The sequence below is a fragment of the Microbulbifer sp. TYP-18 genome, assembly GCF_040932045.1.
Lineage (GTDB): Bacteria > Pseudomonadota > Gammaproteobacteria > Pseudomonadales > Cellvibrionaceae > Microbulbifer.
In genome coordinates this window covers 122044-145237 of record NZ_JBFRBC010000001.1, presented here as the reverse complement: position 1 = coordinate 145237, position 23194 = coordinate 122044, and the positions used below count along the sequence as shown (strand labels likewise).

Genomic DNA, 23194 nt, shown 5'->3' with positions numbered 1-23194 from the left:
TCCCCAGTTGATACTTTGGTGAGGCTTTCAGAGCACACCCGCAGTGCGCAGTGCCTCGCGCACTGTGGCGTGATGCTGAGCGGATAGTCCAGTCAGCGGCAGGCGGATACCACCTTCAATACGGCCCATCTCTTTGAGCGCCCACTTTACCGGTATCGGGTTGGACTCCAGAAACAGCGCTTTGTGCAATATCTGAATGCGCTGGTCGATGGCCCTTGCCGTTTCCCCGTCTCCCCGCAGCCCCGCCTCGCACATCTGCGCCACTGCCGCGGGAGCCACATTGGCGGTGACGCTGATCTCACCCTTACCTCCCATCAGGATCAATTCCAGTGCCGTGGCATCGTCGCCGGAGTAAAGTGCAAAACCGTCGGGGAGTGTGTCCAACAGTTGGCGTGCCCGCTGCAGGTCGCCGGTGGCCTCTTTGATACCAACGATATTACCGATGGCGGCGAGGCGGCACACGGTGTCGGGCAGCATGTCCACTGCGGTGCGCCCGGGCACGTTGTACAGAATCTGCGGGATAGCCACCGCCCTGGCGATCGCCCTGTAGTGCTGGAACAATCCCTCCTGGGTGGGCTTGTTGTAATAGGGCGTTACCAGGAGGCAGGCATCGGCACCGCACTTGGCGGCATTTTCGGTCAGCTCCATCGCCTCGGCGGTGGAATTGGCACCGGTTCCGGCGATTACCGGAATACGGCCCGCCACCTGGTCGACCACCCGGCGAATCACTTCCAGGTGCTCCTTGACGTTGAGGGTGGCGGACTCGCCAGTGGTACCCACGGCCACTATGGCGCGGCTGCCCTGCTCAATATGCCACTCCACCAGATTGTGGAGGCTGTCCCAATCCAGGCTGCCGTCTGGGTACATTGGAGTAGCCAGAGCTACCATACTGCCGGAAAACATCCCATCTCCTTCGATTTTCGCACCATCTGGGGCGAAAACTGCGGCCCCAGTGAAGTGCGCTATATTACTGAGCGTTGCGGGCTCACGCCAGAATTATCCCGAGGGGGCTAGAGCGCCGGTCTCCTGCGCTTCTTTTTGCGCTTGCGCACACCTTCGTAGACGTCCGGCTCACCCGCCGGCCGGGTTTTGAACCGGCGGTGAACCCACATGTATTGCTCTGGATTGTCGCGTACCCGGGCCTCCACGAACTGGTTGACCAAAACGGCATCACGCAGTTCGTCGCCGGACGGAATCTCCTCCATCGGGGGGTAAACTTTCACGTGATAACCCCGGTCGTCTTCCAGCCGGGTCACCACATAGGGGACAACCCTGGCCCGTCCGATACGCGCGAATCTCGATGTTCCGGTCACAGTGGCCGCCGGGTGGCCAAACAGGGGGGCAAATACGCCCTGCCGGATACCGTAATCCTGATCCGGCGCATACCAGACAGCACGGCCCTGCTGCAAAGCCCGCAGCATACCGCGCACATCCTTGCGCTGGAACACCTGGGAATCGGCACCGTGGCGCTCACGCCCCTTGCGCTGCACATAGTCGTACACCGGATTCTTGTGTGGGCGGTACATGCCGTCCACAGTGTGGCACATGGAAATGAACTGGGCACCGATCTCCAGTGTCGTGAAGTGCATCGCCAGCAACACCACCCCCTCACCGCGATCCGCAGGCGCCCGCAAATGCTCCAGCCCCTCGATGGAAAACCACTTGCGCAGCCAGTCGTCACTCCGAAACCAGGCCATGCCGGTTTCCATCACAGCGATGCCGTTGGCGGCGAAATTGCGCCGCAACAGATCTTTGCGCTGATTTGCATTGAGATGCGGAAAGCACAGTGCCAAATTGCGCTCCGCGATAGTTCGGCGGCTGCCCGCCAGGCTCAGCATCAACCGGCCCAGGACACGGCCCAGGCCCAGCTGCCAGCGGTAGGGCAGCTGGGCCAACAGAAACCAGATGCCAAATACAAGCCAGGTCGGCCAGTAGCGCGGCCGCAGCAGAGCCGCGCGAAAACGGGGTTTTTCCATTGTCTGTTGTCTGCCGCAGAGGCGATCAAAAGCGGCGCATTATAGCCCCGGTGACGGCAAAGCGGCACCGGCTCCGGGACAAGAAACCGCCCCTGCTCGGTTTTTGCCCGCTCGGCAAAGTGGGGCGCCCCTCCCGCCCACACGGCCGGGAATCAATGACGCAACAGCGTATCCAGCGCATCCACCACCTCGCACCAGTCCGAATCCTCCTGAATGGCCTCGTGCAGGAAATCTCTCTGGCGCTGGGACCAAAACGGCGCAGTGGACAGCTTTTCGTCACCCTGCAGGTGGTGTCGAACAAGGAACTCGTCGATGGCCGCATCTTCGGAGGCGAGTCCCAGTTGGGCAAACAGGTCGTTTAACGTGTGGTGTCCGGTAGTATCCATTTCGACGCCCTTTTCTGTACGCAGGTCGCAACCATCCTGCGGTGGTGGCTGTGGCAGCCCTCAGTATAGGCGCCACTGCATCCGGCTCCTATGGATATGGCACTGCTGATGACCAAGCCCGCTTACCCGAAGTTTCATTACAGTAAATAGATCACGGCGCCAGTGCCGTCTTCCCATGTACCCTGGGGAAAAAATCACACTCCCGGAGAAGTCTTAGCTTGAAAAACCAAAGGATATGCTATAAAAAAGCCGAAAATAATAATTTTTTTTCACAAAACCACTAATAAAGAGGACATTCCTATGGAAAGGTGTTTTGCCAAAAAAACCCCTCTGGCTCTGTGCCTGTCGGCCATCATCTTCGGAGGACACAGCGCCGTCACCCTGGCCCAGGAGGCCGGGGCGACGCAGGACGAGCGGGAATTGGAGCTGGTGGAAGTCACCGGTTCCCATATCAAGCGCGCGCAAATGGATGGTCCCTCACCCGTGGCCAGCCTCAACGCCGAGGACATAGCCGCCACCGGCGTCACCGACCTGATCGGCCTGTTTACCAAATTGCCGGTATCCGGTCAGGGTACCTTTTCCACCCAGGCCAACAGCAGCGATGATACCGCCAATGGCGGCGCCAGCGTCTCCCTGCGCGGGCTCGGTGCCGACTCGACACTGATCCTGGTGAACGGCCGCCGGGTGTCGGTGAGCCCTTTCGCCAAGAACATCGATACGGCTTTCGTCGACATCAACAATATTCCTCTGGCCGCCATTGAACGGGTGGACATCCTCAAAGATGGCGCCTCCGCCACCTATGGTTCCGATGCCATCGCCGGCGTGATCAACATCATCCTGCGCGACGACTTCGATGGTGTAGAGATATCCGGCAAGGTGGGCGGTACCGCTGACGGTGGTGGCGGTGAAAGTAATGTGAGCATGGTATTGGGCAATGTGACTGACAACAGCAGCCATACCCTGATCCTCGATTATTTCAACCGTGACGAGATTCTCTACGCGGACCGGGACTATTCCCGCTCCGCCAACCAGGCCGCGCTGCGCCCCAACGACCCCTTTGCCACCGACTTCCGCAGCTCCTCCGGTATCCCCGGCACCATCGCCCTGGCCTCTGATCCCACAGATCGTCTACCCGATACCTTTGGCAATGACGTCTGCGCCGCCGAAGATATCGATGCGGCCAACAACCTGTGCCGCTACGACTATGCCCCCTTCATGTCCATGGTGCCCTCCACCGAAAGGGTCAGCTTCAACTATCTGGGCAGATTCGTACTTGGCGGCACCGTGGAGGCTTTCGCGGAGTTAAACGGCCAGAACAGCAAAACCACCGTCAAGGGTGCCGGCAGTCCCAGCTTTAACGAGCTGTTTATGGCCGGTGACAACCCCAATCACCCTTTTGCCGACATGCCGACCCATCCCTTTTTCGGCCAGGATCTGACCATGCGCCGCCGCACCACGGATATCGGCAATCGCCGCAAGGAAGCGGAGTCTGACTACTTCCGCAGTGTCGTTGGACTGGAAGGGGAACTGGGTGACTGGGCCTGGGAAGCCGCCTACAGCTATATCAAGAGCGACGCCGTGGAACGCGGCGTGGACGGCTTTCCCAATTCCCGCCGCATACAGGAGGCCATCGACAGCGGCCTGTGGAATCCGTTTGAACCCTCTTCCAACTCCGCGGAAGCCCTGGCCTACATTGAAACCACCACCACGCGGGTGGGCAAGTCCACCAACCGCTCCTATGACGCGCAGATTTCCGGCCCGGTGATGGCCATGCCCAGTGGCGACCTGATGCTGGCGCTGGGCGCCGAATACCGCCAGGAGTCCATCAGCGACAACCCCGATGACCAGTTCCTGCGCGGCGATGTCTTTGGCACCGAGGCCACCCAGGCCAACGGCAGCCGCAACAACACTGCGCTATTTGCTGAACTGGCGATCCCACTGCTGGACACTCTGGAGATGCAGCTGGCGGCCCGCCACGAGGATTACAGCGATTTTGGCACCACCACAGACCCCAAGGTGTCCTTTCTCTGGTCGCCGATGGACAGCCTTGCGCTGCGCGGTTCCTGGGGCACCGCCTTCCGCGCTCCCTCATTGTCGCAGCTGGGCCTGGGCCGCACGGATGAGTCCCCGACGCTGGTGGACAGCCTCCGCTGCGCGGCAGTGGGCAACGTCAACAAAGCCTGTGAGCCCCAGGAGTACACGGTGGTATTCGCCGGCAACCCGGATCTGGGGCCAGAGGAGTCGGAGAACTTCAACCTGGGCGCGATCGTGAACATCGGTGAACAGCTGACAGTGACACTGGATTATTACAACTACGAAATCGAGAACATCATCGATTCCGATACCCAGTTTGTGTTCAGCAACTTCGGTAGCGACCCCACTGTGGTCGACCGCCTGCCCTCCTCGGATCCCAACGATCCGGGCGAAGTCGTCACCATTTTCGATTCCTTCCGGAATATCGGCGACCTGTCCACCGATGGCCTGGACCTGGACCTGCGTTACAATCTGGACACCTCTTATGGCAGCTTCGGCTTTTCCTATGTCCTCAACTATATGTTGAGCTACGAGGATCGCCGCCCGGATGCCGACGGTGGCACTCGGGTGGATCGTGAAGCCGGAGACTACGAGCTGCCGGAAATGCGCTGGACTGCGGCGGTGGACTGGAACCGGGACAATGTGTCCGCGCGAGTGGCGGTCAATTTTATCGACAGCTTCGCCCAGGATGCCTCAGTGCAACAGCCGGGCATGAGCGATATCGATTCTATGACCACTGTCGACACCACGGTGAATTACTTCGGCTTTGAAGACATTACCATCACCCTGGGCGCAACCAACCTGTTCGATGAAGAGCCGCCGGTAGACTATGCGGACTTCATGGGCTTCGCCACTACAGTGCACAGTGGCCAGGGACGTTTCGCCTACCTGTCCTCCACTTACCGCTTCTAAACCGAAGCCACAACACCGCAATCCACTGTGTGGATTGCGGACACAGATCCCGCGCACTCCCGTTATTAATCCGGGGCGCGGGATTTTTTATGCGGCTGGGTATGGTGGATTGGATTGCCGGGCAGATAAAGCGAGGGATTGGCGGAAGGATTGCGGGAGCGGCGCAAGTCGCCCCCGCGACCATAGAGAATCAGGCGAAGTCGGCCGGAACCAGCGGGCTGGTATCCGCCGCGTAGTCCACACCGTCGACACCAAAACCAAACAGCTTGAGAAAATCCGCCTGATAGCCCCGGTAATCGGTGAGCTGGAACAGGTTTTCCTCACTGACCTGGGGCCACAGCGCCTCGATTCTGGCCTGGGTTTCGGCGCGCAGTTCCCGCTCATCCATACGATAGCGGTTGTCGCTGTCGAGACGCGGGCTGTCGCTGTAGAGTCCCTCAGTATAGAGGCGGTAGAGCTGCTCTATGCAACCCTCATGGGTGCCCTCCTCCTTCATCACCTTGTAGACCAGGGAGATGTACAGGGGCATCACCGGAATCGCCGAACTGGACTGGGTCACCAGCGCCTTCAGCACCGCCACATGGGCATCCGCCTCACTACTCGCGGAGATGGCCCGCGCCGCCCGGTCCAGATCCTCCTTGGCCTTGCCGATGGTAGCCTGACCATAGATAGGCCAGGTCAGCTTGTCACCAATATAGGTATAGGCCACCGTCTTGCAGTTATCGCTGAGAACACCCCCATCGGAAAGGGCCCGCAGCCACAGCTCCCAGTCCTCGCCACCCATCACTTTCACCGTCGAGGCAATTTCCTCTTCTGAGGCCGGCTCCAGGGTGATATCGCCGATTTCCAGTTTATCGGTATTCAGGTTTCGAGCCGTATAAGGCTTATCGATCGGCTTTAGCACCGAGGAGTAGAGTTGCCCGGTTTTGGGGTCAGTGCGCCGCGGGGAGGCAAGGCTGTAGATCACCAGGTCCACTTCACCCAGATCCTCCCGGATCATCTCGATGGTGCGCGCCTTGACCTCATCGGAAAAGGCATCGCCGTTGATACTCCTGGCGTAGAGACCCGCCGCATGGGCCTCCGCTTCGAAAGCGGCGGCATTGTAGTAGCCCGCCGAGGCGGTGCGTTTTTCCGTCGGTGGCTTCTCAAAAAACACCCCCAGAGTGCTGGCGCCACAACCGAAGGCCGCGGTGATCCGGGAGGCCAGGCCATAGCCGGTGGAGGCACCCACCACCAACACCTTTTTGGGTCCCCCCGTGATAGCCGGCTGGGACTTGATGTAATCAATCTGCTCGCGCACATTGGCGGCGCAGCCCTGCGGGTGTGCATTGGTGCAGATAAAGCCGCGAACTTTTGGCTGGATGATCATGCCTGAAACTCTCTCCTGTCGGTTTGGAGAAATAAAGGTGCCGGAGGAGCGTGGCTCCCGCACACCGTGGTTATTGGGTCACAATGGCGGCCATTCTAAAGCCGTACGCGTATCAGTCCAGCAGCGGGCAGCTCCGCCCCCTGCCAGCCTGTCCAGAATATCCCAGCTGCCGGCCAAAGCGCCCCCAAAATGGCCCGACTGCCCAAAACCTCCACGGGCAACGGTATAATCGCGCCAGTTGACAGGTGCCGGCGCCGATTGCGCGCCCTGACTTGCCGGCCTCTCCCTGACGCAAAAGGCTGCCCTCCCTATGTTTACACTGCGATTTACCACCCCGGCCAGCTGGACCCAGGTGGTACTGGCCGACTTCGACCGCTTTCTCCAGGACCACGCAGCGGCGGAAAAAAAAGCCTCCGGTATGGCGGTGTCCATGTTCTCACACTATCCGGACAAACCGGTTCTGGTGGAGGCAATGATCAATCTGGCGCTGGAGGAAATGAATCACTTTCGCCGGGTGATCAAACTCATGCACGAGCGGGGAATCTTTCAGGCCGCGGACGAAAAAGACCCCTATATCAATGGACTGCGCCAACTGATGCGCCGCGGCAGTGATGTCTATCTGCTGGACCGGCTGCTGCTTGGCGGCATTATCGAAGCCCGCGGCTGCGAACGATTCGGCCTGGTGGCGGAGGCCTTGCCAGTGGGGTCTTTGAAAACCTTTTACCAGGTCATTACCGAAAGTGAAGCCCGCCACCACGAGCTGTTTGTAGAGCTGGCATTGGAATATTTCTCCCGCGATACAGTCCAGGCTCGCCTGGACCAGCTGCTCGATGCCGAAGCCGACATCGCCGCCGCTCAGCCCCACCGCGCCGCTTTGCACTGAACCGGGCTGATCGCCGACGTGGAACACTATCTCCAGCGCTACGCCGAACCCGAGGTTCAGCTGCTGAGCACCTGGCCCGATCTCACCTTCAACCACACTCTGGTGGTCCCCTGCTACCGGGAAAAGCCCGATTTTCTGCCTGCGCTCGAGCGGGAATTCAGCGGCGCGGGACTCTTGTTGATTCTGGTGATTAACCAGCCGGATACCGATGACGGCGACCACAATGGCCCCCTGCTGGATGCGATCAAAGCGCGGGAAACTGCCATTTGGCAGAGCGATCACCTCAGCCTGCGCCACTGGGGCGACAACGGCGGCCTGCTGCTGGTGGAGCGCTGGCGGGATGGGCTTAGGCTGCCGCGCCAGCAGGGCGTGGGATTGGCGCGCAAAATCGGCTGTGATATCGCCGCCCAGCTTACTTTCAATGGATGTCTTTCCAGTGGCTGGATGCATTCCACCGATGCCGATACCCGGCTTCCCGCCGACTATTTTCAGGGGCTGCCGGACCCAATCGAACGGAGTGCCGCCATTTATCCTTTTGCCCACGAGGATGGTCCGGCATTGGTACATCGCGCCCATCGCCTGTATGAAGGCGCCCTCCAATACTATGTGGACGGCCTGCGCTGGGCGGGTTCCCCCTGGGCCTTTCACACCATTGGCAGTACCCTCGCCATCAGCGCGCATCACTACTGCGCCGCGCGGGGCTTTCCCCGCAGGGCCGCCGGGGAGGATTTTTACCTGTTGAACAAACTCGCCAAACTGGCGCCAGTGACGCAATTCCGCCAGCGGGGCAAACTCGTGATTCGCGCCCGTCTCTCCCAGCGAGTGCCCTTTGGTACCGGGCCCGCCACAGCCAGGATAGCCGCACAGCTGGAGGCCGGTGAGGAACCACTGTGGTATGCACCGCAGGTTTTCTCGGAATTACAGAAGTTTCTAACCATCGTCAGAAATTCCGATCCACCCGATACATTCAACGAGCCCTGGGCAGAAATTCCCATTCAGCTTGGCTGGTCGCGGTTTGTCCGCCATTGCCGGCAACAGAAACTCTCCCCAGAGCAGCAGCAACAGGCCCTGAAACACTGGTTCGACGCCTTCCGCACCCTGCGCTTTGTGCATCTTGTACAGAAGCACTTACATCCACCTCAGCCACTGCGGACCCTACTGGACAATCCCTCTCCGTTCGACCACACCTGCCAACCAGAAAAGCAAGCTATTTCGCCTAATTAAACAGGCTTTCAAAGGCGACAACCCAATCGATGAGAAATCATCGGTTGGATTGTCGGGTTAAGGAAGCTGCGGGAATTTCCGTTCGGTCACCTGCCTGCCCCTGATACAGGGTGCCGAACAGCCAGTCCCCAAGCGGATAAGTAATATTGAAATTGTAACTGCCCATCAGGCTCGGGTCGTGATGTTCAGTGTGTCGTCGGCGCAGCCGTGCCATTGCGGGTATTCGGCCCAGGGGCGAATCCTCGCGGGTGTGATAGGCGAAATGCAACAATTCGTAATTGAGGAAATAAGCGAACACCATGGCGGCGTAGAGCCAGCCCACATTGGCACCGAAAATCCAGGTGACCGCCAGGCCGGACGGCACTACCGACACCAACAGAAAAAACGTCACCAATACCGGGGGAAAGAGCACCGCGTGAAAATCACGGCTGTTCTCGAACGCCATGGCGTCCCGATGGAAAAAGCGGTGGTGACGCAGAGTGTGGCGCCGGTAGACAGGGCGCAGCAGGGGGAGATACCAGGCGTTGCGCCCGGGTCGCCGATGCATGGGGCCCCGGTGGCCCCAATACTCCACCAAATTCAGAAAAATAAAGGCCAGCGGCAGGGTCAGCCACTGGTACCAGACGGGCTGTCGTATCTGGGCGACACACACCACCATTGCCGCCAGGGTGACCGTCAGGGTAAAAGTAAAATGCAGCCAGCCGCGGTAGTGGCGGCCGATAAACTGCCGTCGATAGCGCTGGCGAAATGCCCGCAGTCCTTTACCGATGGGTTTGTCTGTCAGAATTGTCCCTCCCCGGCCCCGAGACCAATGGCGGAACAGGCGCCAGCGGCTATTTACCGCAACAGCAGCAGTGGCTGTTTGGTATTCAGCAACATTTTAGCGGTAACACTGCCCATCAGCAGATCGCGCAGTCGATTGTGGCTGAAGGCACCCATCACCGTCAGGTCGATATCATTTTCTTTCTGGTAGGCCACCAGGGCCTCGACAGTGCTTCCGGTCAGGTGACTGGCAGTGGCCGCAATCCCCGCCGCAGCCAGTTCCGCACCGGCCTCCGCCAATACTGCCTCGGCCTTTTGCGGTTCGCCCACAAACACCAGGTAGCAGGAAATATCGGCGAATAACCGGCTGCCCGCCACCATACTCAGCGCTTTTTTGGCCGCCTCGCCGCCATCGTAGGCCAGCATAATCCGCTTCGGCTGGCTAAAACCCCGGTTCACCACCAGAATTGGCTTGTGCAGCGAACGCACCACTGTTTCCAATTGCGACCCCAGCCCCTGCTCCGACTCACCATGCTCCTCTCCGCGGATACCCAGCACCAATACGCGAATCGTATCCTCCAGCTCAATGAGGGATTCCACCAGGTTGTCGTGGCGCTGACAGGTCACAACCTGCTCCACCCCCGCCATGGTGGCGCGCTCTCGCGCAGCCTGCAACATCAATTTGCCCTGCTGCACCATCAGGCGCGAGCGCTGCTGCTCCAGCGCTGTGAGTTCGTCCAGCAGATCCTCCTGGCTGCCAACGCCGATGCTGCCGGTCAGATCGGCGACCGCCGGCACATTGGTGCGTTCGATATTGTGCAGCAGCTTCAGTGGCGCGCCGATGCGTGCAGCGATCCAGGCGCCGTAGTCGCACACAGCCCCGGTGTGATGCGAGCCATCGATACACGACAGCACCACCGGCTCCTGCTGCAGCGAGTTGCCGTTGATTTCCTTATTGTTATTGCCGTCCGCGCCCATCAATGTCCTCCCAACACCCGCTCTATCTCTTCCGGCTTATCGTGCACCCCAAAGCGGTCGACTATGGTTTCACTGGCCTCATTCAGGCCAATCAACTCCACGTCGGCGCCTTCGCGGCGGAATTTGACCACAGCCTTGTCCAGCACGTACACCGCCGACAGGTCCCAGAAATGGGCGCGGCTCAGGTCGATAACCACCCTGTCCACTACCTCCTTGAAATCGAAGGCATCGATAAACTTATCGGCCGAATTAAAAAATACCTGCCCCACCACCCGGTAGACCCGACAGCCCTGGTCCTCACTCAGCTCGGAAGCCACATACATAAAGTGACTGACCTTGTTGGCGAAGAACAGCGACGCCAGCAGCACGCCCACAAATACACCATAGGCCAGATTGTGGGTCCACACTACCACAACCACCGTGGCCAGCATCACCAGATTGGTGGACAGGGGATGGCGTTTCAGATTGCGGATCGAGTCCCAGTTAAAGGTCCCTATGGACACCATAATCATCACCGCCACCAGTGCCGCCATGGGGATCACCGCCACCCAGTCACTCAGAAAAACCACCAGTGCCAACAGGCCCACACCGGCCACTAGGGTGGAGAGACGGCCGCGCCCGCCGGACTTCACATTGATCACCGACTGGCCGATCATGGCGCAGCCGGCCATTCCACCCAGCATACCCGCGGCGATGTTGGCGATGCCCTGCCCCTTGCACTCGCGATTCTTATCGCTGGGGGTATCCGTCAGGTCATCCACAATCGTCGCGGTCATCAGGGATTCCAGCAGGCCCACCACCGCCAGGGCGGCGGAATAGGGAAAAATAATCTGCAAAGTCTCCAGGTTGAGCGGCACCTCCGGCCACAGGAACACCGGCAGAGTGTCCGGCAGCTGGCCCATATCACCCACAGTGCGGATGTCCAGACCCAGGATCACAGCAACCGCAGTGAGTAGCAGGATACACACCAGCGGCGAGGGGATAACTTTGCCGACCAGCGGGATAGCCGGGAACAGGTAGATAATTGCCAGCCCCGCCGCAGTCATGGCGTAGACCTGCCAGCTACCCCCCGTCAGTTCCGGCAATTGCGCCAGAAAAATCAAAATCGCCAGGGCGTTCACAAATCCGGTCACTACCGCCCTGGACACAAAGCTCATCAGGCTGCCCAGCTTCAATGTGCCGGCAATAATCTGCAACACCCCGGTCAGCAGCGTCGCCGCCAGCAGGTACTGGAGCCCATGCTCCTTAACCAGTGTGACCATCAACAGTGCCATGGCACCGGTAGCCGCGGAGATCATGCCCGGCCGGCCGCCCACAAAGGCCATTACCACCGCGATACAGAAAGAGGCATAGAGCCCGACCCTGGGGTCCACGCCGGCGATGATCGAGAAGGCGATGGCCTCGGGAATCAAAGCCAGGGCCACCACCAGACCGGCAAGTACATCGCGACGGATATTGCCGAACCAGTCGGCTTTGGTCGAAGAGAGCAGGGAAGGCAGGAGCATAGAACGCAAATCGATTGGAATTGATCAAAAAAAGGCCGCGCACTCTACCATAAGCACAGGCCAGCCGCATGACTGGCTTCCATGACCCGCCATCCCCTCGCTGACCAGCGCTTTCGCAGTCGCCCACCGGCCGGTGCCGCCCGCCCTGTCCGCCTACGGGCAGAGCGGACAGCGGACACTGGTGGCGGACACCCGAACAGACCTGTCCCTGCCCGCAACTCCAAAAAATCTCATGTAAATCAGAGACTTAATTGGAGTCGGAAAGTTGGCACGGGGATTGCTCTACTTGCTTTATAAGTATCAAAGCCGCCTTCCCATGCACACGGTTGTCGGGAGTGCGAGGACACACAGAAGAAATGGACCCAAAGATGATCAGAGACACTTCCCGGCAGGACACCAGGATTGAAGCTGCACCGCCGTGGAAAAAACCCAAAATCTACTTGAGCGCTCTCGGCCTGAGCCTCACCCTGGCCTTCCTTATCTGGGGCATCAACGCCTGGCACAGCACCGGCTCGGTTGACAACACCCTCTCCCTGTCGCGGATCAATATCGCCGAGGTCCAGCGCGGCGACCTGGTTCGCGACCTGGTGGTACAGGGCAAAGTGGTCGCCGCCAACAGTCCCACCCTGTACAGCCCGGCCCAGGGCATTGTGAAGTTCGCGGTAAAGGCCGGCGATACGGTGGAGGTGGATCAGCCACTGGCTTCGGTGGAAAGCCCGGAGTTATCCAACCAGCTGGCCCAGGAAACCGCCCAGCTGGACCAGCTCACAGTGGAATTGCAGCGGCAGAAAATTCAGGCCAAGCGCCAGCGGTTGGAAAACCAGCAGAAAGCTGATCTCGCCAAGGTGAACCTCACCGCCGCCAAGCGGGAATTAAAGCGCGCCGAAGTTTCCATGGAAAAGCAGATTATCTCCCTGCTGGATTTCGAGAAAAGCAGGGACGATATGGCCCGCGCAGAGTTGGAATATGAACAGGCGGTACAAAATGCCGAGTTGGAGAAGGAGTCCCTGAGCTTTGATACCCAAACACTTGAACTCCAGGTCTCCCGGCAAAAATTACAGGTAGAGGAACTGCAGCGCCGGGTACGCGAACTGGAAATCCTCTCCCCCGTCAGCGGCACAGTCGGCAGCCTGGCCGTTTCCCAGCGCAGTGCCGTCGCCGCCAACACCCCGCTGATCACAGTGGTGGACCTCACCAGTTTCGAGCTGGAGGCCGCAGTACCGGAAAACTACGCCGACGACCTGGGGCTCAATATGGCGGTGGCCATCAACCTGGGAGGCAGCGAGCTGCCGGGCAGGATTACCGCAATTTCACCCGAGGTCATCGACCGCCAGGTGCTGGCGCGGGTGCGCTTCGCCGCGGGACAACCCAAAAACCTGCGCCAGAACCTGCGCCTCACAGCACGCATCCTGCTGGAGAACCGCAACGATGTCCTGCTGGTGAAACGAGGAGGATTTCTGGACCAGACAGGTGGCCGTTTTGTATTCCGCCTCAACAACCGGCAACAGGCGGAGCGGGTTTCAATCCAACTGGGCGCAATGGGACTGAAACAGGTAGAGATTGTCTCCGGCCTGCAGGAAGGGGATCAAATCATTGTCTCATCCGCCGAGGAGCTGGAAAACGCGCAGCTGGTCGCCCTGAAGGAATAACGCCGCACAAACAGAGAGCCGCCCACCCTAACACCGCAAAAAAAATTCAGTGATCAACAAGGAACTTCGCCATGCTCAAAATGCATAATATCCGCAAGAGTTTCCGCACAGATACCATCGAAACCCACGCCCTGCGCGACTTCAGCCTGGAAGTCAAAGAAGGGGAGTTTGTGTCCGTGACCGGCCCCAGCGGCTCCGGCAAAACCACCTTCCTGAATATCGCCGGACTGCTGGAAATCCCCACCGATGGCCAATACCTGCTGGACGGCGAGGATGTTAGTAACCTTAACGACCGGCAGCGTTCGCGCCTGCGCAACGAGAAAATCGGTTTTATTTTCCAGGGCTTCAATCTGATTCCCGATTTAAACCTGTTCGACAATATCGATGTGCCGCTGCGTTACCGCGGTTTTAATGCCAAAGAACGCCGCAGGCGTATCCAAAAAGTGCTGGAACAGGTGGGCCTGTCGGCCCGGGCCAAACACCTGCCGGCACAGCTTTCCGGCGGTCAGCAACAGCGTATCGCCATTGCCCGCGCCCTGGCCGGTGAGCCGCGCTTTTTGCTCGCGGACGAGCCCACCGGCAACCTCGACTCCCTGATGGCGCGCCAGGTAATGGAACTACTGGAATTTATCAATGAGTGGGGCACCACCATCGTTATGGTGACCCATGACCCGGACCTGGCCCGCCGCGCCCAGCGCAATATCCAGATTGTAGATGGGCAGGTCTGTGATCTGCACTCAGTTGCCCGGCAGCCAGATACGACCAGCGCCTGAGGAGTCACCGCCATGCTTGGATATTATTTTGCCCTCGCTTTGCGCAGCCTGCGCAGCACACCGATTTTGAGTAGCCTGATGGTTGCCGCCATCGCCATCGGTGTGGGCGCCGCCATGACGGTGCTCAGCCTCAACTATATGATGTCGCGCAATGCCCTGCAGCACAAAGACAATCTTCTCTACGCCGTGCAGTTGGATGCCTGGGATCCCAATCACGCCTTTACCAACTCTGGCAATAATCTACCCTGGCAGTTGACCTACCGGGATGCCCAGGCACTGCTGCGCTCGGAGATTCCCACCCGCCAGGTGGCCATGCACCGTTTCGGCTTTACCGTCGAACTGAAGGATTCGCAACTGCGCCCCTTTGTGACCTCGGCGCGGGTCACCAGCCGCGACTTCTTCGCACTATTCGATGTCCCATTTCTGTATGGCGGCACCTGGGATAGTTCGGCGGACCAGTCGCATACGCAATTGGTGGTACTGTCGAAGGCCACCAATGACAAGCTCTTTGCCGGCGAAAACAGTGTGGGCAAGAATATCACCCTCAATAGCGAACCCTTTACTGTGGTGGGGGTGATCGATCACTGGAACCCGGCCCCTAAAGTATTTGATCTTACCAATAGTGACTTTGCAAATGCGGAATCCATGTTCGTGCCTTTCGGCCTGCACCGAAAGTTTGAAATTTACACCTGGGGCAACGATAGAGGATGGGAAACCGGACCCAGACCAGCAGGTTATGAAGGCTATCTGCAAAGTGAGTCTGTGTGGATTCAATACTGGGTGGAGCTGCGGGATGGCGAACAAAAACAACAGTATGAAACATTCCTCACCGCCTATATCCAGGGGGAAAAAGCCCAGGGGCGCTTCCAGCGGCCGCTGAAATTCGCCTTGAGCAAACCCTCTGAATGGCTGCGGCTCAACGAAGTCCTCAGAGACGACAACCGCGTGCTGGGGTGGGTCTCCCTGGCGTTCCTGCTGGTTTGCATAATCAATGGGGTGGCCCTACTGCTGGCCAAGTTCCTGCGCAAGGCCCCAGAGGCAGGGGTGCGCCGTGCCCTGGGTGCCAGCCGCAGTGCCCTTTTTATCCAGTACCTGATCGAGAGTGCCGCTATCGGGATCATGGGTGGCATTGCCGGTATTGTTATCGCCCTGCTGGGTATACGCGCCAGTCGCCATTTGGCGATGGGATTGATCGACACAGTGGCCTCCATGAACTGGCTGATGATGCTCGCCGCCATAGCACTGGCGCTGATCGCCAGCCTGCTGGCGGGCCTCTATCCCGCCTGGCGCATCAGCCACACCAATCCCGCCATTTACCTGAAAACCCAGTGAGGCCCGCCCATGTTCGAACTTAAACCGATACTGTCGACCCTCTGGCATCACAAGGTTTCCGCGCTGCTGATTGCCCTGCAATTGGCACTAACCCTGGTGATCCTGAGCAATAGCCTGCTGATCGTTACGGACCGCATCGACAAAATGGCCCGTCCAACCGGCATGGATGTGGAGAATATTATTGTGGCGGATTTCCTCGCTATCCCCCAGGATTATGATATGGCCGGGGCGGTGCGTGCGGACCTGGAAATGCTCCGCGCCCTGCCCAATGTCGTGGACGCTGTCCACAGCCATCAGGTTCCGCTGTCCGGTTCCGGGTCCGCGAACAGCTACTTTGCTGAGCCCAATCAAAACATCGGCGGGGAAAACGCCAACTACTATAGGACCGGCCCCGAGTTTATAAACACCCTGGGGCTCAACTTGGTAGCTGGCCGCAATTTTACCCCGGCGGAGATGCAGGTTTATGCTTCCACCGAACGCGGTGAAGCGCATGTGGCGATCATTACGCGACAACTGGCAGAGAAGCTGTTTCCCGGTGAAGATGCCCTGGGCAAGTCTTTGTACGATGGTGACAATCCCATCGAGATTATCGGTATCGTTGAGCGGCACCTGGGCGCCTGGCTGGGCTGGTCGGATGCTGGCAATGTGGCATTTTTCCCCGGCCTGCAAACCACCCAGGGCATGGACTATCTGGTGCGCACAGAAGACGGCAAGCGCGACGCAGTCCTGCAAACCCTGGCTGACAAGCTTGCAGAGCGGGACCCGGACAGGGTAATTCGGGTAAAAAGCCTCTCGAACCATATGGCCCGGAGCTACGCCAGGGACAATCTGATGGTCAAGGTTCTGTCCACGGTTGGCGCCATGCTCAGCTTTATTGTGGCCCTAGGCATAGTGGGGCTCACCAGCTTCTGGATAAACCAGCGCACCAAACAAATTGGGGTGCGGCGGGCACTGGGGGCCACCCGTGCCAATATCAGCCGCTATTTCCTGCTGGAAAACAGCCTGATTGCCGGTACAGGTATCGCTTTGGGCGCCGCCGCCGCCCTGATCGCGAACCAGTATCTGGTGCGCGATTATTCCCAGCCTGTCCTGTCCCTGACATCGCTGGCCATATGCGCCCTGATGATTCTGCTGGTCAGCCTGGGGGCCGCTCTGGCTCCCGCCCTGCGCGCCGCCAATATTTCCCCGGCAACCGCCACCCGGAGTGTGTAGTGTAACGACCCTATGGCACCGGCAGCCCAAGCGGTTGTCGGGCTAGATAAACTGACAAAAACCGAATAAAAAACGCTTAGAGGAATTGGTTATGTTCAGACCCATCGCCCCGCTAATAATCACAGGACTTTGTATTTTAAGCCGTCCCGGCTACGCGCAAGAACACCCGGTAATTGCCGCGCCGGCTGTTTCGCCACAACTCACTGCGGAAATTACCAACATTGACCGGATATTTTTCGATGCAGTCTTCAATAACTGCGACCTGGAAGCATCCCGAAATCTGATCACCGCAGACTTTGAGATGTACCATGACAAATGGGGGAAAACCGCCAGTTCCGGGGCCGAGTTTCTCCGTGGTCTGGAGCGGATGTGCCAAAGGCGGGAGGACGGCAGCGATATCAGAGCGCGGCGGCAACTTGTCGCGGAAGGCATGAGAGTGTACCCGCTCAATAAGTTTGGGGCTATTCAGACAGGAACTCACCTTTTCTACGGCATCCGCGCTGACAATACCGAAGTGCTGCGCGAAAGTGGGCAATTTACCCATGTTTGGCAAAAGGTGGACGGCCAGTGGAAGCTGGCCAGAGTATTGAGTTTTGATCACCAGCCCGCCACCGGGCATCCAACTCGCCAACTTTCGGATTAGGTTGTCGTCAATGCCTTTGGCAGGACCGTTGGACAACCGTCTCACCACAGTTTCCACTCACGCGCAGTCACTGCATAATGGGCATACAGCGGTCGAACCCCTACCCCTATGGATAAAATACTGATTATCGACGACAACAGCGGTATCGTCTCCGCCCTGGAGATGCTGCTGTCCCTGCACAATCTGCAACCCCTCGGCGCCATCACACCCCAGGCCGGCCTGCAGCTGCTGCGGGAAGACAGGGACATCCGCCTGGTTATCCAGGATATGAACTTCAGCGCCGACACCACCTCCGGCGAAGAAGGCCGCGAGTTGTTTTTCGCCATTCGGGAGATCAACCCGGACCTGCCCATCATTTTGCTGACCGCCTGGACCCAGTTGGAAATGGCGGTGGAAATGGTCAAAGCCGGCGCGGCGGACTATGTGGGCAAACCCTGGGACGACAACAAACTGATTTCCACCATCAACAACCTGCTGGAACTGGGGGAACTGCAGCGGCACCAGCGGGTATCGCAACAGCAGGCCCTCCAGGCCCGCAACGACCTGGCGAAATCCTACGACCTGCAGGACATTGTCTATCGCAGTGAAAAAATGCAGACACTGCTGGAAATGGCCACCCAGGTGGCCAGGTCCGATGTGCCGGTGCTGATTACCGGACCCAACGGCGCCGGCAAGGAAAAGATCGCCGATATAGTGCAGGCCAATTCCCGTTTGCGCGGCGGCCCCTATGTCAAAGTTAATGTGGGCGCCCTGCCGGAAGCGCTGATGGAGGCAGAGCTGTTCGGTGCCGAAGCCGGCGCCTACACCGGCGCCGGCAACCGGGCCCGCCAGGGGCGTTTCGAGGCCGCCGACGGCGGCACCCTGTTTCTCGACGAGATAGGCGAACTCTCCGCCAGCGGCCAGGTGAAACTCCTGCGCGTGCTGCAGACCGGAGAGTTCCAGCGGCTCGGCAGCAGCCAAACCCGCAGAGTTGAGGTGCGGGTCATCAGCGCCACCAACAGCGACCTGCCCAGGGCCATTGAGAGCGGCGACTTCCGTCAGGACCTATTCTATCGACTGAACGTGATTGAATTGCGCCTGCCGTCCCTGGGGGAGCGCCGCGAGGATATAGTCCCTCTGGCAATGCATTTTTTGCGCCAGGGGGAAGCGCCAAAGAAACTGTCTCCGCAGGCGCTGACAGCATTGACCCGCCACCCCTGGCCGGGCAATGTGCGCGAACTGCAAAATGTAATGCAGCGCGCCTCGGTTCTGTGCGGGGGGGACACCATCGATGAAGCGGTTTTGGCGCTACCTGCACAGCCAGTCGCCGACCGGGCTGAAATGAGTTTTGAACCCAGCCGCGAGCTGCTGCAACAGACCCTGGCCAGCTGCAATGGAGTAATCGCCCAGGCCGCCCGGGAACTGGGCATGAGTCGCCAGGCACTTTACCGTCGCCTGGAAAAACACGGTATTCCCTATTGATGTCCAAGTTTTTTTCCCTGGAAGGGCGCCTGGTCGCCACCGCGCTCCTGGGGCTGGTGGTTGGCACTGCCATTCCCTGGCTGTTGTTGGCACTCGGCTTCGATCAACGCCTTTCCTGGACCCTGGGCATGCTGCTGGGCGTCCTAGTGCTTGTCGGCCTTATACGCCTGGTGCTGCGCCCACTGACCACCACTCTAAAAGCCCTGCGAAGCGGGCTGCTCAATTTTCGCGACGGCGACTTCTCCATTTCCCTGGTGCCGCCAAAAGTCCGCGAACTGCGCGAGATAACCAGCCTTTACAACGACATCGGCGAGCACCTGAGGCGCGAGCGCGCCCATATTTACCAGCGCGAGCTGCTCCTGGATACGGTGATCCAGAGTTCCCCTCAGGCACTGTTATTGATGGACCAGGGTGAGCATGTTATTTATTCCAATAACAGCGCCAGGAAACTGTTGAATAACGGCAGGCCCATCCAGGGTTTGCTGCTGGAAAAACTGCTGCCGAACAGCCCGCACGAAATCGCCAGTGCGATCGAAAACCGGCAAAACGGCCTGTTCAATTACAGCGACAAAAATGGTACCCATTCGATACATATCGGCAACAGCACCTTTATCCTCAACGCCCACAGGCACCGCCTGGTAGTATTGCGGGAAATGACCCAGGAGCTGACCCGGGCCGAGGTACAAATATGGAAAAAGGTGATTCGGCTGATCAGCCATGAACTGAACAATTCCCTAGCACCCATCTCCTCCCTGGCACACTCCGGTAAAATGCTGATCGCCAAGCCGGACAGGGCCGCCGATCTGGAAAAAGTGTTCGACATCGTCGCCGAGCGCTGCCAACACCTGACGGAATTCACTCAGGGCTATGCGCGTTTTGCCAAGCTGCCGGCGCCCAGTTGTGAAATGGTGGACTGGCGGGCCCTGATTGAGCGAATCGCACCACTACAGGAGTTCACCTTAAAGGGAGGGGTTCCGGAACGCCCGGGATATTTCGACCCGGTGCAGATGGAGCAGGCGCTGCTCAACCTGATCAAAAATTCCCGCGAAGCGGGCAGTGACAGCAAAGATATAGAACTGCGCATCAGTGCGGACGACCGCGGACAACAACTGGTAATTACCGACCGCGGTTCCGGCATGAGCGAAAAGGTATTGCAGCAGGCGCTACTGCCTTTCTTCTCCACCAAGGAGCAGGGGGTGGGACTGGGCCTTACCCTGTGCCGGGAAATCGTCGACGCTCACGGCGGGCAACTTCAACTGCTTAACCGCTCCGGCGGGGGCTTGCGAATAAACCTGTGGCTGCCCTGGGCAACAAGTGACTATTGATGCCCAGGCTTTTTTCGTTTGGCGCCAAATAAAATAACTTTTCTTGCTACAGAAATTTGTTAGATCAGCGCAATCATCCAGGCGCCAAACCTAGTCTCGGAGTGGCACACCAGTACCGCACCTTGCAAGCTTGGTGGTGTCACAAATGAATAACGCTAACCAGTTCTGATAAAAATCATTACGGCATACCAATTCTGAATCGTCAATTATTCGGCGGTCGGGAACTACCACCTTTGGCTGCCGCGGCCGGGTAAAGTCCTGATGCAAAGATCTAGGCCTGTTGACATTAACTGAGTTAACTGTTTTACGGCTTTCTTTCCCAGTCGTCGATGTTTAATAAGACTAATTTCCCACATGGAACACGTTATGCGAAAAATCAACAGTCTACTGTCGATCAGCACGCTCGCTCTCAGTCTGATGGCGTTCAATACCCAGGCCGCCATGCTTCCGGGAGCATCGGGCGCTCCTCTGGACCTGGCCATCGCCAACGAAAGTAAATTGATGGAAATGCTGAAGCGCTCAGGAAGGATCAGCGAAAGCGCGACTCTGGCCGAGGCCGAAGAAGTACTCAAAAATTACCTGAAAGAGCGCGCAGCCAAAGGCCAACGCCAAACCCATGATCGATCCGAGGAAACTGTTCAGATGCTGGCGCAGTCCCGGAGCGCTGGCACCGCTCAGGCCTTGCAAAACGGCAAGGGCAATAAGCTCGGCCTTGGCAATCAGCAAGTCCCCGCCCCACTTCAGGCAGAAGCCTATACAGGTGAAGCACGGACTGCGCGGGTACTCGCCATTCTGATGGAGTTCCCTGACTTCCCACACAATAGCATCGAGCCCTGGGAAACGAATATGTACTACGCGGATTACGCCGCGCAACACTACGCCGACCTGCTGTTTTCCACCAGTGGATTCGACGGCCCCAATGGAGAAAATCTGCTTTCTATGCAACAGTTCTACTGGCAGCAATCCGGCAATGGGTACTCCGTTGAAGGCGGCGTCGCCGGCTGGTATACCGCCAGCCAGCCCGCCGCTTTCTATGGCAACAACCAGAACGGGGATGCGCGCTCACTGGTGCGGGAGGCCCTGCTGGCCGCTGCCGCCGACCCCAACGTAGACCTGTCAAATTTCGATATAGAAGACCGCTACGACCTGGATGGTGATGGAGACTACTGGGAGGCCGACGGTCTTGTGGATCATATTATGATCTTCCATGCCACCGTGGGCGAAGAGGCCGGTGGCGGCCAAGTGGGTGAAGATGCTATCTGGTCACACCGCTGGAATCTCGGCAACGTGTTTGCAATCCCCGGCACCGCCGCAGAAGTGGGCTATTGGGGCGGTGCCATGGCCGCCTACGACTACACCATACAGCCGGCTGATGCCGCTGCCGGCGTGGTGAGTCACGAGTATGGCCATGACCTGGGCCTGCCTGACGAATACGACACTAACAATACCGGGCGAGGCGAGCCGGTTTCCTCCTGGTCCATCATGTCCAGCGGCAGCTGGGCGGGCGTGATTCCTGGCTCCGAACCCACCGGCTTTTCCGCTTGGGCTAAGGAATTCCTCCAACACAATCACGGCGGTAACTGGCTGCACGGCGTCACTATCACCCTAGAGGACATCCCATCCGAAGGGATTGAAGCCCTCCTCGATGAAGCTGTACACAAGGGTGCCAATAATGATGCCGTGCGTGTCGACCTGCCGAAAAAGAAAGTCGTTGTGACCGTACCCACCAGCGGTAACTACGCGTATTTCAGCGGCAGTGGCGATAATTTGCAAAATAGGATGACGGTAACTCTGGACCTCACCAAGGCCACCAGTGCCAATCTGTCCTTCAAAGCCTGGTACGATATTGAGCAAGACTGGGATTACGCTGCGGTGATGGTTGATGACGGTAATGACTTTGTCGCAATCCAGGGCAATATCACCACTGAAACTAATCCCCATGGTCAAAACCCCGGTCACGGTATTACCGGTGCATCTGGTGGTTGGATTGACGCCACTTTCGATCTCAGTGACTACTCAGGTCAACAGGTATCCCTGGCAATCACTTATCTGACAGATGGGTACGTGAGCAATCCAGGCCTCTACGCGGATGATTTCAGCATTCAGGTTGACGGAGAAGCTATGCTGTTGGACGATGGCGAAGACCAAAGCCAATTTGATCTGGCCGGCTTCACGCTCAGCCAGGGCTTCACTCTGCACGACCACTACTACCTGCTGGAATGGCGCACCCACCGCGGTGTAGACCAAGGGTTGGCCCATGTCAGTGTGGCGGGCGAATTGATGGAGTTTAATGAGGGGCTGGTAGTTTGGTATGCAGATACCAGTTATGACAACAACTGGGTTGGCGACCACCCAGGCAACGGTTTTCTCGGTGTCGTGGATGCAGACCAGCATATCAACACTTGGAGTGATAGTGCAGTAGCCTCAACCCGCTATCAGGTACACGATGCCGCATTCAACATCGATAAGTCCGCGAAACTCACTCTGGATCTGCTGACAAATTACGATGTGCTGCTGCGCGACAACTATACCAAGCGCAACCCACTGTTTGACGATACTAATGACTACAGCAACGCTGCTATTCCCGATGCGGGCCGTGCCATTTCTTCTTACGGCCTGAAGATTCGCGTCGTATCACAAAGCGAAGACAAGTCTGTAGGCAAGGTTCTGCTCTACCGTTAAGTCGGCACCCTCACTCGGCGGCACTTTTAGTGTCGCCTTTCCAGCAGCTGAGATCCGTTCCCCCCCACAACGCAATTCAGAAGCGACC

The 23194-nt window shown here is 58.5% G+C and carries 18 protein-coding genes; 11 read left to right on the top strand and 7 right to left on the bottom strand.

Annotation, left to right across the window (positions count from 1 at the left end):
- Positions 1 to 27: 27 nt before the first annotated feature.
- The 3 genes from dapA to ABVT36_RS00480 form a co-directional block, all read right to left on the bottom strand.
- Complete coding sequence (gene dapA / locus ABVT36_RS00490; protein WP_368454786.1) at positions 28 to 903, bottom strand: 4-hydroxy-tetrahydrodipicolinate synthase; 876 nt, start codon at positions 901 to 903, stop codon at positions 28 to 30.
- Positions 904 to 1010: 107 nt separating this feature from the next.
- On the bottom strand, positions 1011 to 1976 hold the full coding sequence (lpxL, locus tag ABVT36_RS00485; RefSeq protein WP_368454785.1) for an LpxL/LpxP family Kdo(2)-lipid IV(A) lauroyl/palmitoleoyl acyltransferase: 966 nt from the start codon (positions 1974 to 1976) through the stop codon (positions 1011 to 1013).
- A gap of 152 nt (positions 1977 to 2128) precedes the next feature.
- A complete protein-coding gene (locus tag ABVT36_RS00480) occupies positions 2129 to 2362 on the bottom strand; it encodes a DUF2789 domain-containing protein (protein ID WP_367151728.1) in 234 nt (77 codons plus the stop codon).
- 300 nt (positions 2363 to 2662) lie between these two features.
- Here ABVT36_RS00480 and ABVT36_RS00475 point away from each other — a divergent pair, with 300 nt between their 5' ends.
- Positions 2663 to 5308, top strand: coding sequence for a TonB-dependent receptor plug domain-containing protein (locus tag ABVT36_RS00475; RefSeq protein WP_368454784.1), 2646 nt, complete (start codon positions 2663 to 2665; stop codon positions 5306 to 5308).
- 190 nt (positions 5309 to 5498) lie between these two features.
- Here ABVT36_RS00475 and fabV read toward each other — a convergent pair whose 3' ends face one another.
- Positions 5499 to 6677, bottom strand: coding sequence for an enoyl-ACP reductase FabV (gene fabV, locus ABVT36_RS00470; protein ID WP_368454783.1), 1179 nt, complete (start codon positions 6675 to 6677; stop codon positions 5499 to 5501).
- Between the two features lie 310 nt (positions 6678 to 6987).
- Between fabV and ABVT36_RS00465 the strand changes: the two genes are divergently transcribed.
- Positions 6988 to 7560, top strand: a complete 573-nt coding sequence (locus tag ABVT36_RS00465; RefSeq protein ID WP_368454782.1) for a tRNA-(ms[2]io[6]A)-hydroxylase — start codon at positions 6988 to 6990, stop codon at positions 7558 to 7560.
- A gap of 18 nt (positions 7561 to 7578) precedes the next feature.
- The gene (locus ABVT36_RS00460; protein WP_368454781.1) at positions 7579 to 8784 is read left to right on the top strand and encodes a hypothetical protein; all 1206 of its coding nucleotides are present in this window, start codon (positions 7579 to 7581) and stop codon (positions 8782 to 8784) included.
- A 37-nt stretch (positions 8785 to 8821) separates the two neighbouring features.
- Here the strand turns inward: ABVT36_RS00460 and ABVT36_RS00455 are convergent, their stop codons facing one another.
- From ABVT36_RS00455 to ABVT36_RS00445, 3 genes are all read right to left on the bottom strand, one after another.
- A complete protein-coding gene (locus ABVT36_RS00455; RefSeq protein WP_368454780.1) occupies positions 8822 to 9442 on the bottom strand; it encodes a sterol desaturase family protein in 621 nt (206 codons plus the stop codon).
- Between the two features lie 179 nt (positions 9443 to 9621).
- Positions 9622 to 10524 (bottom strand): universal stress protein, encoded by a 903-nt coding sequence (locus ABVT36_RS00450; protein WP_368454779.1) that lies wholly within the window; start codon positions 10522 to 10524, stop codon positions 9622 to 9624.
- Complete coding sequence (locus ABVT36_RS00445) at positions 10524 to 12014, bottom strand: SulP family inorganic anion transporter (RefSeq protein ID WP_368455056.1); 1491 nt, start codon at positions 12012 to 12014, stop codon at positions 10524 to 10526. Before ABVT36_RS00445 ends, ABVT36_RS00450 begins: the two co-directional genes overlap by 1 nt.
- 383 nt (positions 12015 to 12397) lie before the next feature.
- Between ABVT36_RS00445 and ABVT36_RS00440 the strand changes: the two genes are divergently transcribed.
- The 8 genes from ABVT36_RS00440 (at position 12398) to ABVT36_RS00405 (ending at position 23106) form a co-directional block, all read left to right on the top strand.
- On the top strand, positions 12398 to 13678 hold the full coding sequence (locus ABVT36_RS00440; protein ID WP_368454778.1) for an efflux RND transporter periplasmic adaptor subunit: 1281 nt from the start codon (positions 12398 to 12400) through the stop codon (positions 13676 to 13678).
- A gap of 71 nt (positions 13679 to 13749) precedes the next feature.
- Positions 13750 to 14451, top strand: a complete 702-nt coding sequence (locus ABVT36_RS00435; RefSeq protein ID WP_368454777.1) for an ABC transporter ATP-binding protein — start codon at positions 13750 to 13752, stop codon at positions 14449 to 14451.
- A gap of 12 nt (positions 14452 to 14463) precedes the next feature.
- Positions 14464 to 15783: an ABC transporter permease gene (locus ABVT36_RS00430; RefSeq protein WP_368454776.1), complete on the top strand. Its 1320-nt coding sequence runs from the start codon at positions 14464 to 14466 to the stop codon at positions 15781 to 15783.
- Between the two features lie 9 nt (positions 15784 to 15792).
- A complete protein-coding gene (locus ABVT36_RS00425) occupies positions 15793 to 16995 on the top strand; it encodes an FtsX-like permease family protein (RefSeq protein WP_368454775.1) in 1203 nt (400 codons plus the stop codon).
- A gap of 91 nt (positions 16996 to 17086) precedes the next feature.
- Entirely contained in the window at positions 17087 to 17638 is a 552-nt protein-coding gene (locus ABVT36_RS00420; RefSeq protein WP_368454774.1) for a nuclear transport factor 2 family protein, read from the top strand.
- A 108-nt stretch (positions 17639 to 17746) separates the two neighbouring features.
- Positions 17747 to 19099, top strand: coding sequence for a sigma-54-dependent transcriptional regulator (locus ABVT36_RS00415; protein ID WP_368454773.1), 1353 nt, complete (start codon positions 17747 to 17749; stop codon positions 19097 to 19099).
- Complete coding sequence (locus ABVT36_RS00410; protein ID WP_368454772.1) at positions 19099 to 20424, top strand: PAS domain-containing sensor histidine kinase; 1326 nt, start codon at positions 19099 to 19101, stop codon at positions 20422 to 20424. Before ABVT36_RS00415 ends, ABVT36_RS00410 begins: the two co-directional genes overlap by 1 nt.
- A 366-nt stretch (positions 20425 to 20790) precedes the next feature.
- Positions 20791 to 23106, top strand: a complete 2316-nt coding sequence (locus ABVT36_RS00405) for an immune inhibitor A domain-containing protein (protein ID WP_368454771.1) — start codon at positions 20791 to 20793, stop codon at positions 23104 to 23106.
- The last annotated feature ends 88 nt before the right edge of the window (positions 23107 to 23194 follow it).

What these genes read in the sequence shown, in the direction of transcription:
- ABVT36_RS00425 (WP_368454775.1), top strand. Translation starts at nt 15,793, where the DNA reads ATGTTCGAACTTAAACCGATACTGTCGACCCTCTGGCATCACAAGGTT.
- ABVT36_RS00420 (WP_368454774.1), top strand. Translation starts at nt 17,087, where the DNA reads ATGTTCAGACCCATCGCCCCGCTAATAATCACAGGACTTTGTATTTTA.
- ABVT36_RS00465 (WP_368454782.1), top strand. Translation starts at nt 6,988, where the DNA reads ATGTTTACACTGCGATTTACCACCCCGGCCAGCTGGACCCAGGTGGTA.
- ABVT36_RS00455 (WP_368454780.1), bottom strand. Translation starts at nt 9,442, where the DNA reads ATGGTGGTGTGTGTCGCCCAGATACGACAGCCCGTCTGGTACCAGTGG.
- ABVT36_RS00405 (WP_368454771.1), top strand. Translation starts at nt 20,791, where the DNA reads ATGCGAAAAATCAACAGTCTACTGTCGATCAGCACGCTCGCTCTCAGT.
- ABVT36_RS00410 (WP_368454772.1), top strand. Translation starts at nt 19,099, where the DNA reads ATGTCCAAGTTTTTTTCCCTGGAAGGGCGCCTGGTCGCCACCGCGCTC.
- lpxL (WP_368454785.1), bottom strand. Translation starts at nt 1,976, where the DNA reads ATGGAAAAACCCCGTTTTCGCGCGGCTCTGCTGCGGCCGCGCTACTGG.
- ABVT36_RS00415 (WP_368454773.1), top strand. Translation starts at nt 17,747, where the DNA reads ATGGATAAAATACTGATTATCGACGACAACAGCGGTATCGTCTCCGCC.
- ABVT36_RS00450 (WP_368454779.1), bottom strand. Translation starts at nt 10,524, where the DNA reads ATGGGCGCGGACGGCAATAACAATAAGGAAATCAACGGCAACTCGCTG.
- ABVT36_RS00480 (WP_367151728.1), bottom strand. Translation starts at nt 2,362, where the DNA reads ATGGATACTACCGGACACCACACGTTAAACGACCTGTTTGCCCAACTG.
- ABVT36_RS00440 (WP_368454778.1), top strand. Translation starts at nt 12,398, where the DNA reads ATGATCAGAGACACTTCCCGGCAGGACACCAGGATTGAAGCTGCACCG.
- ABVT36_RS00475 (WP_368454784.1), top strand. Translation starts at nt 2,663, where the DNA reads ATGGAAAGGTGTTTTGCCAAAAAAACCCCTCTGGCTCTGTGCCTGTCG.
- ABVT36_RS00430 (WP_368454776.1), top strand. Translation starts at nt 14,464, where the DNA reads ATGCTTGGATATTATTTTGCCCTCGCTTTGCGCAGCCTGCGCAGCACA.
- ABVT36_RS00435 (WP_368454777.1), top strand. Translation starts at nt 13,750, where the DNA reads ATGCTCAAAATGCATAATATCCGCAAGAGTTTCCGCACAGATACCATC.
- fabV (WP_368454783.1), bottom strand. Translation starts at nt 6,677, where the DNA reads ATGATCATCCAGCCAAAAGTTCGCGGCTTTATCTGCACCAATGCACAC.
- dapA (WP_368454786.1), bottom strand. Translation starts at nt 903, where the DNA reads ATGTTTTCCGGCAGTATGGTAGCTCTGGCTACTCCAATGTACCCAGAC.